The sequence below is a fragment of the Candidatus Marimicrobium litorale genome (genome assembly GCF_026262645.1).
Lineage (GTDB): Bacteria > Pseudomonadota > Gammaproteobacteria > Pseudomonadales > Halieaceae > Marimicrobium > Marimicrobium litorale.
This window is the reverse complement of sequence record NZ_SHNO01000001.1, coordinates 1,114,134-1,130,750: the sequence shown is the minus strand read 5'-3', so window position 1 is coordinate 1,130,750 and position 16,617 is coordinate 1,114,134. Positions and strand designations below refer to the sequence as shown.

At 54.2% G+C, this 16,617-nt stretch carries 14 protein-coding genes; 6 read left to right on the top strand and 8 right to left on the bottom strand.

All coding sequences use genetic code 11. The features are described 5' to 3' along the window. Positions 1 to 33 precede the first annotated feature (33 nt). Together EYC82_RS05150 and EYC82_RS05145 are read left to right on the top strand one after the other, a co-directional pair. A complete protein-coding gene (locus tag EYC82_RS05150; RefSeq protein ID WP_279248474.1) occupies positions 34 to 798 on the top strand; it encodes an SDR family NAD(P)-dependent oxidoreductase in 765 nt (254 codons plus the stop codon). Between the two features lie 54 nt (positions 799 to 852). After that, positions 853 to 3,102 carry a DUF3604 domain-containing protein gene (locus EYC82_RS05145; protein WP_279248473.1) on the top strand — a complete coding sequence of 750 codons (2,250 nt, stop codon included), beginning with the start codon at positions 853 to 855 and terminating at the stop codon, positions 3,100 to 3,102. Between the two features lie 18 nt (positions 3,103 to 3,120). Here the strand turns inward: EYC82_RS05145 and EYC82_RS05140 are convergent, their stop codons facing one another. Beyond that, positions 3,121 to 4,515: a hypothetical protein gene (locus tag EYC82_RS05140; RefSeq protein WP_279248472.1), complete on the bottom strand. Its 1,395-nt coding sequence runs from the start codon at positions 4,513 to 4,515 to the stop codon at positions 3,121 to 3,123. Between the two features lie 56 nt (positions 4,516 to 4,571). Further along, on the bottom strand, positions 4,572 to 4,799 hold the full coding sequence (locus EYC82_RS05135) for a hypothetical protein (RefSeq protein WP_279248471.1): 228 nt from the start codon (positions 4,797 to 4,799) through the stop codon (positions 4,572 to 4,574). Positions 4,800 to 5,003: 204 nt separating this feature from the next. Between EYC82_RS05135 and EYC82_RS05130 the strand changes: the two genes are divergently transcribed. Both EYC82_RS05130 and EYC82_RS05125 read left to right on the top strand, forming a co-directional pair. Beyond that, positions 5,004 to 6,233, top strand: coding sequence for an acyl-CoA dehydrogenase family protein (locus EYC82_RS05130; RefSeq protein WP_279248470.1), 1,230 nt, complete (start codon positions 5,004 to 5,006; stop codon positions 6,231 to 6,233). A 294-nt stretch (positions 6,234 to 6,527) separates the two neighbouring features. After that, entirely contained in the window at positions 6,528 to 6,956 is a 429-nt protein-coding gene (locus EYC82_RS05125) for a nuclear transport factor 2 family protein (RefSeq protein ID WP_279248469.1), read from the top strand. 23 nt (positions 6,957 to 6,979) lie between these two features. Here EYC82_RS05125 and EYC82_RS05120 read toward each other — a convergent pair whose 3' ends face one another. Then, entirely contained in the window at positions 6,980 to 7,480 is a 501-nt protein-coding gene (locus EYC82_RS05120) for a pyridoxamine 5'-phosphate oxidase family protein (protein ID WP_279248468.1), read from the bottom strand. Between the two features lie 148 nt (positions 7,481 to 7,628). Between EYC82_RS05120 and EYC82_RS05115 the strand changes: the two genes are divergently transcribed. Both EYC82_RS05115 and EYC82_RS05110 read left to right on the top strand, forming a co-directional pair. After that, a complete protein-coding gene (locus EYC82_RS05115; protein WP_279248467.1) occupies positions 7,629 to 8,402 on the top strand; it encodes an SDR family oxidoreductase in 774 nt (257 codons plus the stop codon). A gap of 2 nt (positions 8,403 to 8,404) precedes the next feature. Beyond that, entirely contained in the window at positions 8,405 to 8,914 is a 510-nt protein-coding gene (locus tag EYC82_RS05110) for a nuclear transport factor 2 family protein (protein WP_279248466.1), read from the top strand. A gap of 9 nt (positions 8,915 to 8,923) precedes the next feature. Here the strand turns inward: EYC82_RS05110 and EYC82_RS05105 are convergent, their stop codons facing one another. The 5 genes from EYC82_RS05105 to EYC82_RS05085 form a co-directional block, all read right to left on the bottom strand. After that, positions 8,924 to 10,468: a hypothetical protein gene (locus tag EYC82_RS05105; protein ID WP_279248465.1), complete on the bottom strand. Its 1,545-nt coding sequence runs from the start codon at positions 10,466 to 10,468 to the stop codon at positions 8,924 to 8,926. A gap of 123 nt (positions 10,469 to 10,591) precedes the next feature. Next, on the bottom strand, positions 10,592 to 11,959 hold the full coding sequence (locus tag EYC82_RS05100) for an ATP-binding protein (protein WP_279248464.1): 1,368 nt from the start codon (positions 11,957 to 11,959) through the stop codon (positions 10,592 to 10,594). Beyond that, positions 11,956 to 12,648 carry a response regulator transcription factor gene (locus EYC82_RS05095; RefSeq protein WP_279248463.1) on the bottom strand — a complete coding sequence of 231 codons (693 nt, stop codon included), beginning with the start codon at positions 12,646 to 12,648 and terminating at the stop codon, positions 11,956 to 11,958. Before EYC82_RS05095 ends, EYC82_RS05100 begins: the two co-directional genes overlap by 4 nt. 141 nt (positions 12,649 to 12,789) lie before the next feature. Then, positions 12,790 to 15,741, bottom strand: a complete 2,952-nt coding sequence (locus tag EYC82_RS05090) for an insulinase family protein (RefSeq protein ID WP_279248462.1) — start codon at positions 15,739 to 15,741, stop codon at positions 12,790 to 12,792. Between the two features lie 108 nt (positions 15,742 to 15,849). Next, entirely contained in the window at positions 15,850 to 16,566 is a 717-nt protein-coding gene (locus EYC82_RS05085; RefSeq protein WP_279248461.1) for a glutaminyl-peptide cyclotransferase, read from the bottom strand. Positions 16,567 to 16,617 lie beyond the last annotated feature (51 nt).

The window sequence follows — 16,617 nt, the reverse complement described above, 5'->3', positions numbered from 1 at the left end:
CAATTCCAATGAACATAAAAGGTAATTTTGACCATGTCGACACTCGCAGGGAAAACAGCAGTCATATTGGGTGCTTCCGGCACTGCAAACTTCGGCACAGCTATTGCTCGACGGTTAGCGGAAGAAGGTGCAAATACGGTGGTGTCTGCGCGGCGGAAGGAGCCTCTTGAGAAACTCGCGGCTGAGATAAAAGGCACCGCGGTCGCGTGTGATGTTACCCGTGATGGCGATATTCAAAACCTTTTCAAGGTGGCTACAGAAACTTACGGCAGTGTGGATGTAGCGGTTTTTTCCGCGGGCATACATTCAGGTGTCGTAATTGCGGAAATCACGGCGGATGATATCCGCCCCACAATGGAAGTCAGTGTGGTCGGTGCATTGCTATTTTTCCGACATGCGGCTGCCGCTATGACGGAGGGTGGTTCGGTTATTACAATCTCGTCTTTGACTGCGCGCCTGCCTGGTCCGGGTCTGGCCGCTTATTCAGCGGCTAGAGCAGGTATCGACTACGCGGTCAGAGTTGCGGCAGTTGAGTATGGGGAGCAGGGCACTAACGTCCGTTTCAATTCTATTGCCGCCGGCCTGATCCAGACCGACATGACTGATGGTTTTTTCGACATGCAGCCGGTGATTGATGGCCATATCAAGAATACGCCCTGTCAACGTATGGGTACGCTGGAAGATATGGCCGAAGCAGCGCTATTTCTTTCTGATTCGCAGCGTTCAGGTTATATCAACGGGCAGATACTGGACCTGTCCGGCGGTCAACAAAATGGTAGGCTGCCGCGTTTCGACTAGCCGATCGGCTTTGGGCATGAGCAAGCCAGTTCACTCGGTGGTAAAAATAGGCCAATGAAATTAATACGTTTTTTCCTGGTTCTTTTTGTAACCGCGTCGTTCGCGGCAGGCCTTTGGGTTTACCTGGCGACGACGGGTTTTTTTGGTGAGCGGCAGTCTACAGGGACTTTGGAGGAGCGCCCGCGTGGTGCAGATGCTCGAAACCAGCTCGTGGAGAACTTTAGTCCGACCGGGCGCGATAAGCAGATTCTGTTCGGAGACCTGCATGCGCACACTACCTATTCTTTTGACGCGTATAACATTAGCCTGCCGATGTACCGGGGGGAGGGCTCGCACCCGCCTGCAGACGCCTGTGATTTTGCGCGCTACTGTGCCGTGCTGGATTTTTGGTCAATTAACGATCACGCGGAGGGTCTGACCGCTGCGCAGTGGTCTCAAACAAGAGATATGGTGCGGCAATGCAATGCAGCGGCGGGTGATCCAAGTAATCCCGATATGGTGACATTTCTGGGCTGGGAGTGGACCCAGATTGGGGACACACCGGCAGAGCATTACGGCCACAAGAATATTGTTCTTCGCGATACCATGGAAGGAGATGTACCGATACGCCCTATCGCTTCACGGGAACAGTTGTTTCCCGGTGGTGCAGACCCTTACGGCACGATAATGCGTTTGCTTCTGATAGCGGGCGCGAACAGCAGTGAGGAGCGCCAGCGATACTTCGATTTTATGCGTTTCCTGCAGGACCGCGATGAACTGATACCCTGTGTGACGGGTGAGCCTGTTCGTGACCTGCCGTTTGATTGCCAGGAAAGTGCCTCCACACCTGCAGAATTATTTGCCAAGATGGATGACTGGGGTTTCCCTTACCTGGCGATTCCCCATGGCAACACCTGGGGCTTCTATACCCCGCCAGGCAGCAGCTGGGATAAGCAGTTGGCTGCGCACACCCGCCCCGATCAGCACGAGCCGCTGATCGAGGTGTTTTCAGGGCACGGTAACATCGAGGAATACAGGCCCTGGCGCGCGGTGGTGCAGGATAATCACGGTGACGCGGAATGCCCGCCACCGACGAGTGATTATTTGCCAGAGTGTTGGCGCGCCGGTGAGATAATTCGCGATCGTTGTCTGGCGTCGGGTGAGTTCAGGCCGCAGTGTGACCGCAGGGCGGCAGACACCCGTGCGAATTTTATTCTGACCAAGGATTCAGGCCATTGGACGATTCCTGGCGGACGGGTGGAGGACTGGCTGGACGCTGGACAATGTCGCGATTGCTATATGCCGGCCTACAACCATCGGCCGATGTTGTCTGTGCAGTATGGGTTGGCGATTCGCAATTTTGATAACCCGTCCGTCACACCCAAGCGCTTTCGCTGGGGCATGATTGGCTCATCGGATGTTCATACCGCGCGGCCGGGCACCGGTTATAAGGAAGTCATGCGACGCAGGATGTCCGATGCAGCGCTGGGCCTGCTTGGACCGCCTGCGTTCCTGGTCGAGCAGGAGCCCAAACCTGATTTCGTTACTCTGCAGGAGACCGGCGGTCTATCTGGCCCGTATTTTGAACGATTTGCATCTTTTTTCGGTACCGGTGGACTGGTGGCGGTGCATGCCGCAGGACGTGATCGGCAGGCTGTGTGGAGCGCGCTGCAGCGTAAAGAGGTCTACGGCACCAGTGGAGACCGTATCCTGCTGTGGTTCGACCTGGTGGGCGAGGGGGGGAGGCAGCCCATGGGTACCGTTGTCACTCAAAGCACAACACCTGAGTTCGAGGTAAATGCTCTGGGCGCGTTTGAACAGAAGGACGGTTGTCCAGCGGACAGTCATCGAGCGTTGTCTCAGGACCGTTTAGAGCGGTTGTGTGGCGCCCAGTGTTATTTTCCGGGAGACCGCCGTAAACGTATCGATCGTATTGAGGTTGTGAGAATTCAACCGCAGGTCAACGCATTTGAGGAGGTTGGTTCGCTAATCGAAGACCCCTGGCGCGTTTTGCCCTGCGAGGATCAGGGCAACGGCTGTACTGTGCGTTTCAGTGATCCTGAATACCGCAGTGCTGGTCGTGATGCACTGTATTATGTGCGTGCTCTGCAGGCGGCTACTCCGACGGTAAATGGCGAAAATCTGCGCTGCGAATACGATGAGGCCGGACAGTGCATTTCGGTCAGTCCATGCAGTGTGAACGACGCAACGGCTTACGATGATGATTGTCTGGCTGATGTGGAGGAGAGAGCCTGGTCTTCGCCAATATTTGTAGACTACGAGCACGGGCGGCGCGACATAAGTGCTTTAATCGATCAGGATTAGCTTACAGTTGTCGTGTTGTCAGGTTCGCGTCTTCATCAGGTAAAGAGTGCGTTCACTTTCAGCCACCGGCGAGGATTCCTCGATGGTAAAGTGGTGAAAAAATGCGGCTTCAAAGCCGTCGCGGGTATAGTCCGGAAAAATATCTTCCCGGGTGGCGAGTAAACGAATTACCTGAGAGTCCTCTTTGGGGACGAACTCTATTACCAGCCAACGCGTGAGGCTGGCAAACAAAGCGGCGATCTTTGACAGAGGAACATTGTTGCTGATCGCCAAGTGATGAACAAGCGCAAGAACCAGTAATGCGTCACAGTGGCTTCGCTGTAAAAAAGAATCCCGCTCGGCGTTACCCCAGCCGATAGCCGGCGAGGGAGAGCTGAAATCCTGAATTAATGGCAAGATGTTGGCCGGTCCATCGGACGCGCTTTTCCGGTAGTTCATTTCTACTGCAACGGGATCAATATCCTGTGAAACCACCAATGCGCAGTGTTTTGCAGCGATGCGACTAAATTCGCCGGTATTAGCGCCAAAGTCCTGCACGACAGCCAGTTGATCTGGGATGCTGCCCAGCAGACGGTCAACCAAATCTCTTTTTTCTTCGCCGGCACGGTCGGAGTAATTCGTGTTTTCGTAGTAGTCGCCCCATTCAGTGTCAGGCATCTTCCATGTTAGCTTCTGCACTGTTTTCGCCAGCGCTTCCATCAGGGCATTCAGGCTCTGTTCCGAAAGCGATGAATGCTTGCTAGCAAGGGGTGTATCGCCCGACGCGTTGTCGGCGTGCTGCTGTTGCATACGAGAGTGCAAGTGGATGTGTGTAGCTATGGCGTAGTTAAAGCGTGTTTTGAATGGTAGTAGCTTGCTGGCCAGCGTGAGAGGCACGCCGTCAATGTGACTGATCATTAATTTCGACAGCTCGACGTCCGTATGTGCCATCAACGCCAAAGGAGCCAGAAAATGCTGGCAGAATTGTTTATAGGCGACCCAGGGCGTGCCTGGGTCGTAGGTGTCGAAGGACAGCGTATCAATAAATACCGGGCGCGAATCGAGAAACTGCACGTTGTAGGCAGAGGCATCCTTGAGAATAAAGCCATGTCGTATGGCTTCGTGCTGCACCTTGAGTGTTAGCATCGCAGCGTCTTTGAGTTGGCTGAAGCTCCACTCGTAGGGATAGGAGACAAATGGAATCTGCTGCGGCTTAAGGATGCGGTAGCAGTCGTGTGTGCCCGCGACGCTGCCGTCAGTGATCTCCTCGTGAGCGACTAACAGCTTTCGCTGGACCAGTTTATCGTAGAGACCTGATGATAGAAATGTGTCATAGCTCGCTGCAAAAGAGTTATTAACCTGCCGATGTACCACTCCGTCATGTAAAAAAACGAATCCACTGGGATCACGGAACGAAGAAGAAAGAGTATCCATGGACTATTTTTCTTGTGATTGGAAAAAGTTCAGGAAAGGGTGCTCTGCTTGCCGCTTTACTCTGAGCGCTGCCCATCCTCGTCGTCATCGAGGAGACTGGCTGAGCCGCCTTTACCAAAAAAAGAACGGATCTTATACCAGTAGCTTTTTATGGTGAAGCCGACCACGGCGATAGCTGCTATCACGCCTTGCAGGATCATGCTTCCTGTACCGGGATCAAGATAGGCAAAAGCCCCCTGCGAGACGCTGAAAAGCGCCGTCAAAGCGAAAAGGGTTCTCAGCATGTCAGTGCTCCAAAGACTGTGGCAACCCAGCAACACTAACCAATTTAGGCTAAAAAGTACATCGGTGGGAGGTTACAAGGTCGATAGTTGAGAAGGAACGCACGATCTTGTGTTCAAATTCGGGATAACAGATGATACTGGTGAGGAACGTGCGCGCAACGTTTGCCGCGACGCCCGGTTACCGATGATTAAACTGGAGATAGAATGGCAATTGATTTTACTTTTAGCCCCGAGGTGGAGCAGGCCAGACAGTCTGTTCGAGATTTCATGACGAATACCGTCAAGGCCAGGTTCAGGGAGCTACGAGACCAGGAGGATGTCTCGCGGGACGACTGGTCCGCGCTGATTAAGTCACTTCGGGTTGAGGCAAAAGAAAGAGGATTGTGGTTGCCGCATATGCCTGAGGATGCGGGCGGCATGGGTCTGGGAGTCACCGCGCTGGCCGCTGTGGCAGCAGAGTCGGCAAAGGTGCCCTATGGCCCCTATATTCTGAACGCCCATGCGCCTGATGAAGGGAACATGCATACGCTGTATCACTTTGCTACTGAGTACCAGCGAGAGCATTACCTCAACCCGCTGCTGGCGGGTGAAGTAAGGTCCTGCTTTTCTATGACGGAGCCGGAAGTGGCAGGCTCCGATCCCACCCTTATTCAGACGAGTGCTGTGGAGGATGGCGATGAGTGGGTGATTAATGGTCACAAGTGGTTTACGTCTGGCGCGAGGGGAGCTGGCTTCGCTATTGTGATTGCTCGGACTGATCCAGATGCAGAGATCCCGCAGGCTCGCAACTCGGCGTTTATTGTGGACTGCGACTCTGCTGGTTTTGAGCTGGTGCGTGACATCGAGACGATGTCAGGGAGCCATAATCATTGTGAAATTCGCTACACCGATGTACGTGTGCCAAAGGCCAATCTACTCGGTGAACGCGGCGGCGGTCACAAACTTGGACAGGTGCGACTGGGGCCCGCTCGTCTCGCACACTGCATGCGGTGGCTGGGCGAGATCGAGATGGCGTTGGAGATGTTGATAGATCGTGCCCAGAAGCGCTTTGCCCACGGTTCGTTACTGAGCGAAAAGCAAAGCATCCAGTGGATGATGTCAGACAGCGCCATGGAATTGTATGCGTCAAAGCTTATGGTGCTGCACGCTGCCTACAAAATCGAGCAGGGTATGGATTTTAAGCAAGAGGTATCGATGGCCAAGCACCATGTTGCCAATACGCTATGGCGCGTCTGTGACAGAGCCATGCAGGTTCACGGAGCATTGGGTTATTCGACGGACTCCCCTCTGGCGGGTATGCTACAACAAGCTCGCTGGGCACGATTGGCAGACGGGGCCGACGAGGTTCACCAGATGCGTATCGCCGACCTGTTGATGAGAGCGTATAACGAAAATGGCTCTGTTAATGCGGCGGTAGGCGGATTACCGCTCTAGGCGCCCTGTAATTCGTTTTTGCGAGGGCTGCCGGAAAGGTGTTTTAATATTACTGCGCGGGTCGGTCTCTCGTCCAAGCCTTACAGACACCGCTCGGTTTTCAGATCGCAGGACTTACGTCGCTCAGGCTTGATAACGACTATTAGCGTTGTTATCGGTTTTCTATTGGAGAAACATCGGCGGCAACGGCACTTTTCTGGGTGCTATAATATGGACAATGGCGGCAGGTCAACCGGGCATCGCGCGCAGTCGCAGTGAGAATACGCGCTTTAATAATACCGAGGAGTGCAGTACATGAACGAAAAAAACCTGGCATACCAGATGTCTCTGGTTTCCCGCGAATGCCTTAAAACCAAGGATAAAAAGCGTTGGCTGTCCATGTGGGCCACGGACGGTATTATCGAAGATCCAATCGGTCCCACTATTCTTGATCCGGATGGCGCAGGGCACTCTACGCCAGAGGCGCGAGAGGCTTTTTATGACAGAAATATCGCCAGTGCAGACATCGAATATATTATCCATGATACCTACACGTCACACCTTGAGTGCGCCAATATAGTGACTTTGAATGTGCTTCTGGATATCGACGGCAAGAAGTACAGCCAGCAGGTAAACGGCGTGTTTACCTACTCGTGTAATCAGGAGGGCAAGCTGACTGCTCTGCGCGGATTTTGGGAGTTCGATGAGGGAGCTGCTACGCTCAAGGAGCTGGGCGTAGCCTGAGTCAATAACCGATAGCCGGCCGGCTACCCCAGTGTCTCGGTGGTGGTATCTCGCATAACGCCACCGTCAAATGTAATCGTCTTCTCTGGCACTACTTCAATAATGATCCTGGCCGGCGTATCCAGGAATGCGACAAAGGCTTCAGGTGTTGGTGCCGGACTGTTGGCGTGACGCGCGAAATCAGGATAAAACCAGTCTTTGGTTTCCTGATCTTTGTGCAGTATCGCGCGACCTTTAAACGTGATTGACTGGCTCACATCGTCATCGATACCCGCACTCGAAATCACCACTGAACATCGCGGATCCCGCGCCAGAGCCTTCATGCGCGCCCGCTGCTCAGTGGCGGTGCACCAGATCCTTCCGTGACGCCAGATATAACTCATCGTCACGCCCATGCCATGCCCGGCGCGGTTGGTCCAGATGAAGGTCAGCTCATTCTGGGCGAGTAACAGTTTTTCCTGCTTCTCCGTTGTCAGGCCGTACATTGTGACGTCGTCGTAATTCTCTACGTTTTCTTCGCTCATTGGAGTTGTCCGATATTGGATGAGATTTAAAATAAACAGTACGTCCTGACTGTTTTATGGTAAGGTACCACGCTGACGTCAAGAATCAAGGGGCGAAGCCAATTTCGCCGCCCCACCATACGCAACGACAGGCAAGAGGAGCATGAGAATGGGTCGAGTAGCGGGGAAGGTGGCCGTCGTGACTGGCGCTGCTTCGGGGCTGGGATTGGCATCGTCACGGCTTCTGGCTCAGGAAGGCGCCACAGTGATAATGGCTGATGTGAATGCAGAGCAGGGCCATGCGCTGGCTAACGAAATCGAAGGTGCGGAGTTCCACGCTCTGGATGTTACCAAAGAGCAAGCCTGGATCGATTTATTCGAAACGGTAAACAGATCCTGTGGACGCGTCGACATACTGCTTAACTGTGCGGGCATTGTGCGGCTCGCCAGTATTGAGCAGACCACCGAGGATGATTGGCGAGCTGTGCACGCGGTAGGCACTGATGGTACGTTCTACGGATGTAAGCATGTATTGCCTGTCATGAAAGCTCAGGGAGCGGGCTCTATTATCAATATGTGCTCTACTGCCAGCATACAGGGTGCGCCCGGCGTTTTTGCGTATGCGGCGTCCAAAGCGGCTATCCGCGCCATGACCAAGTCGATAGCATGTCTGAGTACCGAAAACGGCTACGGGTTGCGCTGTAACTCGATTCATCCCTACAACATGGCAACGCCCATGCTCGAAGGTGTGCAGGAGCAAGTCCGGCGCGGCAATCCGGAAGCGGCGGCTGGCATGGATCAGGTCTGGGTGGGAGAAGCGGACGATGTCGCTAACATGGTGTTGTTTTTGGCGTCTGAGGAATCCAAGGCGGTCAATGGTGCCGCGTTAGTGATTGATAACACAGCCACCGTAACCCAGGCCGCTGTGATGAAGCAGGTTTAAACATGTCATCGATAGAGAATGAACTGGTGATCAGTGCTGCATTGGTTGATAACTACAATCAGTATGCCGAAGGTTTGGACAGTAAGAACTGGCCGTTGGTGCGCGCATGCTTCTCGGATAAGGTGCTCATCGACTATGGTGATATCAGTGCGGCAACGGGCGCGCCTGATGTGGCACGTAACACGGATGACTGGATGCTTCATCTAAAAAGCGTTATCAATGGCTTTGATATCACGCGTCACGCGATTACCAATCATCGCGTGATTATCTCCGACGGAGAAATCAGCTGTCGCGCTTACTTAAGCGCTGATCATGTCTTGTTCAAGGATGCCGCCAACCCGGTTATCGACGATGAAGATATTGTGACAGTGGTTGGGGAATACACCAACCACTATCGTTTGGTCGATGGTGACTGGAAAATCTGTCAGTCAGCGCTGCGTGTGCATTGGTCCCAAGGCAATATGGGTCTATTTGCCACAGCACCGGAGCGTGCGGCAAAGTACGAGGGCTAGGCAGGCAGCTTAGGCCGTCGCCAAGTGGAATTCCCTGCGTTCTCCTACCGTGTGAACCTCTATCTGTCGGCCTATTAAGTCGCTTGCTTTGAGCGCTTTCGTCACAGTCGGATCTGTGCTGGCGGCAAGGAAGCGCTCGCCCATCGCCGAATCCGCGATAATCATACCCAGATCAGGTTTTTCTTTGCGCATTGCGACTGTGTAAGTGACGATTCGACCCGTTTCCGGGTTGTCGGCATATTGGCGTATCGCTATGTCCCTGCAGTCGACTTGAAAACTTGGATTGTCGTTCCAATCGATTGTTTGCGCTCGAGTACAGACACTGGTGAGCAGGGCTGCAGCATGTTTTGACAGCATGCCACCGTTGGCTGTAATCAGAGCGCGATCAGCGTTGCCGCGCAGTCGCCGTACCATTTCCGCCAGTGCATGCATTGAATAGTTGTTTCCAGGCCCCCCGAAGTAGGGCAGGCCGCCTGTCACCGTGAGGGCTACGGAACCGTCGGTGGGTAGTTTAAGTACCTCGCAAGCCGCGGTTACTGCGCAGGGAAAACAGCTATAAATATCAATCAGGTCGATATCGATCATCCGTTGATCGGCTTGCGACAGGGTACTCAACAGCACGCGTTTCATTGCCTCGGAGCGAGCGGGGTCTTCCCTTTGGGATAGCGCGTGATCGGCCCCATGCGCGAAGGATTCCAGGAATACCCACTGTGCGGGGTCAATGCCCAGTTCGCGCGCATGGCCTGCGCTGGTAATCAATACAGCCGCCGCCTGATTGACTGCGTCCTGAGCGATCAGACGCTTCAGATAGGGCAGGCTAATGGGGTAGTTGCCGGGACTCGCTTTGGTAATATCGTGTGCCGTGTGGGCCTGAGCAAACTGGGAATAGGGATTTCGGGCTGCGATTTCGCTGAAGCTGGCCATAAAACGCCCCATGAAGCGTTCATGTTGACGCAGGTCATGCCCCATTTGGTGTGCTTGCAGCATTTCGATGGCACCGTAGAAGCGCACGGGTAGGTTAAAGCCGGCATGTATTTCCTCCATTGAAACCAGCCTGTCAACGGATGTCCTGTCGTCCAGTGAAGCTTCAATGTCTTCCTGCCAATCGAGCACAACCCCATGGCGCACTGCGTAACGTTGGTTGGCGATTGCCTCCGCACCTGTCAGCAGCGCGCTTTTGATCTCGCCGCTGGCGATGGCTTGCATGAGTTCCACCAGAAGCTGCAGTGGCTCGTTGCCGCCAACGTTACTGTAGATTCGTTTGCTGGGCGAGGCACCAATACGACGCGCTATAGATTCGGGCGGGTTGGTGCTGCCACCGAACTCAGATTTCCATGCGCCTGGAGAGTCCGAGAACAGGCGAATAGTGGCAATCGCATCGATTGCGCTCGGTTTTACGCCGCCGTCCACCAATGCGCCCATACAGGCTTTTGACGCTAGATCCATCGGCGCATTTAATGGAGGCACTCCGTTGCCCAGCCGCTCCACGTACTGGCCGCTACCAATGATAATCGGAGTATTATCTGGCACTCCTCCCGGGCTTTGAATTTGCATGCTTTAGTCTTGCTTCAGTGATCTAAGGATTAACGACATGTGCGCTATCGGGTAGCGGTCATTCCGCCCGGACGTGGTGCACTGTGGCAAGGTGCGGAGCGCAGGTCAAGAGCGTTTGTTTGGTCACGGCACAGCTATATCGGGGGGAAGCTGCACAGAGACCCGTAAACCGCTGGCGGTATTGTCGGCGCAGATTCGTCCACCATGCAGCGCAATGCTCCGGCGAGCGATTGCCAGGCCTAGACCAAATCCTTCTGACGTCGGAGAGCGCGTCCTGTCCACCTGGTAGAACTCCGTAAATATTTTATCTAATTCATCGTCTGGAACACCCGCTCCATGATCCTCTACGGTGACTCTGTAACCCTCTGTATTGCTAAGTGTTACGTCGACCGTTGTGTTGTCGACGGTATGTTGCAGAGCGTTCCTGAGAATATTTTCAAACGCTTTTTGCAGTGTGTCAGCATGGGTCTTAACCACTGCAGGCCCGATCTCTCTGCGGAGATAGAATGTTTTGCCGCTCTGCTGACCCTCGAAGCGAGCATTGTCACAGAGCTGCTCAAGTAGTGCGCCTAGATCAATGGTGTCTTCCAGTTTGGCGTTCAGTCTCTGGTTGGCCAGTAACTGTGCAATCAGAGCTTCCAGTCGCTCCGCATCTTGTTCGATACGCTTGAGGTACTGCTGATGTTCAGCCGGTTTTTTCTGAGCTAGAGCGAGCGAGACTCGCAGTCGCGCCAGTGGTGATCTCAATTCATGAGATATGTCACCCATCAGCCGTTTTTGGGCCTGGATTCGCTCCTGTAGCTGAGCGGCCATTGTGTTGAAGTCTCTTGCCAGTTCGTCCGTTTCGTCACCGCCTCTGCTGCGTACGGTGAGTCGAGTGTCCAGCGCGCCGTTGGCCAATTGTCGGGAGGCGACTTGCAAATGCTGAATGCGGGTCGTAATGACTCGAGACAACAAAAAGCATAATCCGCCGCTGACGAGTACCGCCAGCGACAGGCGCAACCACACGTTATCCCCGACAAGATTAAGGAGGGCCGCGCGTTGCCTCTGAGGGTACATAAAAACAGCGCTAATGGGTCCCTCTGCAGTCCTCCGGAGTCGGTGGGCTGTCAGTCGTCGCCCCGGGGCAGTAATAGAGGGTCTGTCCGACTGCCCCTGGAGTTTATCAGCCAATAAGAGAGCGTTCCTAGGGACTTTGCGGCCTAACAAGTCTTCGCCCTGTGCGTTCAGCAGAAAAATCCGAATGCCGAATCGCTCCCTGGCAATGTCGATCGACTGAACAAGGCTCGCCTCCTCGTGATTCTCCAGTGCATAGAGCATGCGTAGCATGGCTCGATGAGGCTGGCGATCCGGTTTTTCACCCACGTGGCCGGGACGAGGAGGGCGCGAATCATAATAGTTACTGCTCAGTAGCCAGCTGCCGAGAACAGCGGTAGTTACCAACCAAAAGCCTAGAAAGACTTTGATAAAGAAACTGTTGAAAAGTTTCATAAGCAGGATTCCAGTCTAAACTGATAGCCGCTACCCCGTACACTGACGATTAAATTATCCCCTCCGGCAAGTGATAGTTTTTTACGGATCTTGCTGATGTGAACATCGATACTGCGATCATAAGCGGTGAGAGACCTGCCGAGTGCTTGCTGGCTAAGTATCTCTTTATCAACGACATGTCCTGCGCTCTGCACCAGCAGTTCGAGTATATTGAATTCTGCGCTGGTAAGGTCAAGTACCGTATCTGCGAAGGAGGCATGACGCGCAGCACTGTCGATATGTGTCTGTCCGGCAGTAGTTATTTTTTTTCCATGAACTTGGCCATCATGTGCGCGCCGAAGAATAGCGCGCAGTCTGGCGGTAAGTTCGCGAGGGTCGCAGGGTTTTGACAGGTAATCGTCGGCGCCCAATTCGAGACCGACAATCCTGTCAGTGGTGTCGCCCCGAGCAGTGAGCATAAGCACAGGGGTGTTACTAAATTCCCGCAGTTGACGCAGAACATCAAGGCCGGGTAGTCCTGGTAGCATGATGTCCAGCACAATCGCATCATAGCTTTGCGTACGACAGTGGCTCAGTGCGCCCGCGCCATCGTGAAGAGCAGAAGCGTTGATGCCCTCGAGAGAAAAAAATTCCTGCAGCAGGATGCACAGATCACGGTCGTCATCAATGATCAGTATGCGGATACTCACGGTTTTTCACCAGTAGGCAAGCGTTGATTCACAAAATCAGTGTGAACTAGCCAACAGTGCTTGTCATGTGCTTTAACCGCGCGAGGCCATTCTTAACAAATCTTTACCTGAGCGAGTGCTTTTCGTTGCTGTGCTCCTGACTTAAAGCTCCTGCACTATGAGATCCATCTGCTGAGGGAGATCGGCAGCGGCTTCAAGCTGACTGCTGTTGGTAATCACCGCAGTGCTTTCAAGCCCAGGTGCGAGATAGGTTTCTGTCACTCGTCGCAAATCATCAATGCTTACCGCCAATATGCGCTGTCGGAACTCCTCGCGCATGGCGTGGGTACGACCGAATAGACGGTTGTAGAAATTTTGCTTGGCTTCTCCGGCGGGGGAGCTGGGTTTGTCCATGCTCCCAATGACACCCAGTATAGCCTCGTTGAGGGCCTGTGCCTCGTGGCGCGCCTCCAGCATCCAGCTAATGGCGCGGTCGAAGTCGGTCAGCGTACCGGCGAGGCGTGGGTCCCGGTAAGAATAGAAGCGAAAAGCAGCCAGCCCGGAGTCCTGTGTTGCGCCACCACCATAGGCACCGCCTTGCTCGCGTATGGCCTTGTGCAAAAAGCCGTTACGCAGGAACCCGCCGAGTATTACCAACGCTGCGGCGTCAGGGTGTTCCTGCGTAACCGTCGGGTAGGCTCGGGCACAGAAATTGACTTGTGTATTGGTAATCCACAGTTCGCCCCGTTGTTCTCTCACCGGTGGCATGGTGAAAATGGCTTGGCCGTTACCCGGCGTTGCCTGTGCCCAGGTGCTGGCACTTGCTTTCACGATAGCGTCAATGTGCTCTTCTTCAGCGACCACCAGAAAATGTCGTGGCATGCTCAGAATTTTCTCATGTATGCCGTGAAGTTCGGCTGCGAATTTGTCGAGTGCGTCTTTATCCGAGAGCGTTTCATCCAGCTGGCGAAGTTGGCGAATGCCCGCGAGGCCCGACTGCTCGTGGTTCAACTTTGCCAGCGGACTCATGCCCGCGCAGGCGGCAGTCATGGCTAGGCCATGTCCATTTCCTGTCACGGATTGGTCTCGTCTGGCACGCTGTTGATTGACCAGATCGCGAATACGGCCGGTCTCGGTGAAGCGCACCTTCTGCAGAGTATCGTACATGAGTTCAGACTGATTTTTGTGGTTGCGCAGCAGCGCTTTGGAAGACAGGCTGAAATGCGCACCCACGGTTTGTTCGTCCTCGCTGCCTGCGCGCATGGCGACGAAGGCAGATATCCCACCTACGGTAGCCGCCTGGCGTTCCTGAATGTCCGTATAAGTCTCGTCACCGAGACCAAGTTCTGTGAGTGCATTGGAGTACAGTGGCAGGTGATGCTGTTGGTCACTGTCGAGGGGGGGGAGCGTTGATATGCATTGCTGATAAACCAGGCCGTTGGTTCCGCGGCCGTAGGTTGTGAAAGGTATTGCCTCGCTGGTCTGGGCAGTGAACCTGGGCTCCGGTATAGCTGTAGGAACATCGGTCAGCTCAACTCGGGGAAGTATGCTGTCGTCATCGACCTGTTCCTGTCTCGCTTCCAGATCGGTTGCCAGTTGGATTACGGCGGCACGCTCAGCCTCGTCCATGCCCGCTTTGAGTGTCTCGAGGCGGGTGGATTCTGTCGCCATTTGTTCCGAGGCGAGGGTGTCGTCGGGCACCATGACCAGAGTGATGCGATGAGTGTTTTCCAGCAGCAGTCGCTTCGCCAGCTCTTTGATGTAGTCAGGGTTCTGGATTTTTTGTCGCAATTCTTCAATCACGGGGTCCAGGTTGAGTACGGCGATAGGGTCACTGTAATGTGTGGCCGACCCCAGTGCTTGCAGAATAAGCTGTAGACCATAGGGATAGCTGTCCCCGGTAATTTCGCGTTGGTGCAGCTCCAGCTGGTGCAGCACTGCCTCGAGTCGCTCTTGGCTTGCGCCGTCACGAGCGACACTCTCCAGAACGTCGATAACCATTTCCTCAAGCGCGTCTGCGTGCTCTGCCTCACTGCCTTCAATACCACAGCAGAACACCATTTCTCGCATAGAGTCTTCCAGTCCGCACATCGGGGAAGGTGCGCGGCCCAGCGGAGTCGTCTCCAGCGCCTGCTGCAGTGGCGACGCGCTGTTGTCCAAAAGTACGCTTGATAACAGCTGGGCCTCCAGTAATTGACCGAGGTCTGCACTCTCTCCCAGCATCCAGGCCATCACCAGGTGGGTCTTGTTGGCAAGCCCTTCGCTCTCGTCGAGTGCGTAGCGCTCTACCAGTCGTTTCGGATGCGACAGGCGTTGCTCTGGATGAACCTCAATCCGTTCAGGCAACTTGTCGAAGTGCTGGAGCGCGTTCTCCTCAAATATCTGCTGGTGTGTGCTCGCCTCAATATCGCCAAAGGTCATGAAAATTGCGTTGCTGGGGTGATAATGATTCTTGTAAAACGACTGTAATTCATCGTAACTGAGATCGGGTATATGCGCAGGGTCGCCGCCACTGTTGTAATGATAGGTGCTGGTGGGGAAAAGGTGCTCGCAAAGTTTGCTCCAAAGCGCTGTGGTCACGGAACTCATGGCGCCTTTCATCTCGTTGAAAACCACGCCCTTGTATACCAGATCGCTGTTTGCGTCGCCGGGCTCCGCGAACTCCACTCTGTGACCTTCCTGCGCAAAATCCAGTGGATCCAGGCGGGAGAAGAACACTGCGTCCAGATAGACATTCAACAGATTGTTGAAGTCTTTCTGATTCTGGCTTGCGAAGGGGTAGGCGGTCCAGTCGGAGCTGGTGAACGCGTTCATGAACGTATTGAGTGAGCGGCGCAACATCATAAAAAACGGATCCCGTACCGGGTAGCGCTCGCTGCCGCACAGAGCGGTGTGCTCAAGTATGTGTGCAACACCGGTTGAATCTTTCGGGACGGTGCGCAGCGCAACCAGAAACACGTTTTCGGTGTTGTCTGCCGCCAGGTGATAATGAATAGCCCCGGTTTTGCGATGCTCATACTGCTCAACGCGAATATTCAGGGAGGCTATTTCCTGCTGACGGACAGCCTCGAAGGCAGGGTGAGACGTGCTGGACGGTGTGCCGCTGATGGTCATCTTTATACTCGTAGTGGGTGTCTTTAACCGGGTTGCTATTCTACCCAATTTGACAGTTATTTATCTCAGTTGCAGTGATTTTACTAAAACGTGTCATGCGGCTCGCTGTCAGGGATTGTTGGGCGATGCCTTGCGGGGCTCCAGATTGATCCTGTACAGCCATGGCCACCGTTTGCCTGTGACCCAGATGCCCCCGTCCTTGGGGTTGCGAGCGATACCATTGAGCACATCTGTTCCGGCGCGACGCTCTTCCGCAGGTAATAGCCCTTTCAGGTCGATAACGCCTGTCACGACTCCGCTACCGGGTTCGATGATGATAATTTCGTTGCTCCGCCAGACGTTTGCCCAGATGGAGCCGTCGATCCACTCCAGCTCGTTGAGAAAGCGAACTGGGCGTCCGTGCAGAGTGACCCGTATGCTGCGTTTCACCTTGGCGTCACTCGGTTCGAGGAAGCGCAGTATGGCAGAGCCATCACTGTAGACAAGTTGCTCGCCATTATTGGTAAGCCCCCAGCCCTCGCCAGGGAGTGGTTTGCTTTCCAGGAACGCGAGATCCGACTTGCGGTAGATCAACATCTGACCCTCGCGCCAGGTCAGTTGGTAAATCTTGTTTCCAAGGACAGTCAGTCCTTCGCCGAACAAGTTGCTTGCCAGCTTGCGGCTGACGTCCAGCGATCCGTCTTCGAAGTGATAGCGCAGGAGCCGCGACTCTCCATAGTTTCCTGTACTCACATAGAGTTGGTCATCGAGAATTTCAAGACCCTGCACAAAAAGCTCTCTTGACTGTGGCTTGCGCTCCGTCACTGTGGCTGTATACCAATCCACGGGCCACGCAGGGGCGGGTGCAAGGAGTATAATGATGATCAGCGAGCGAAG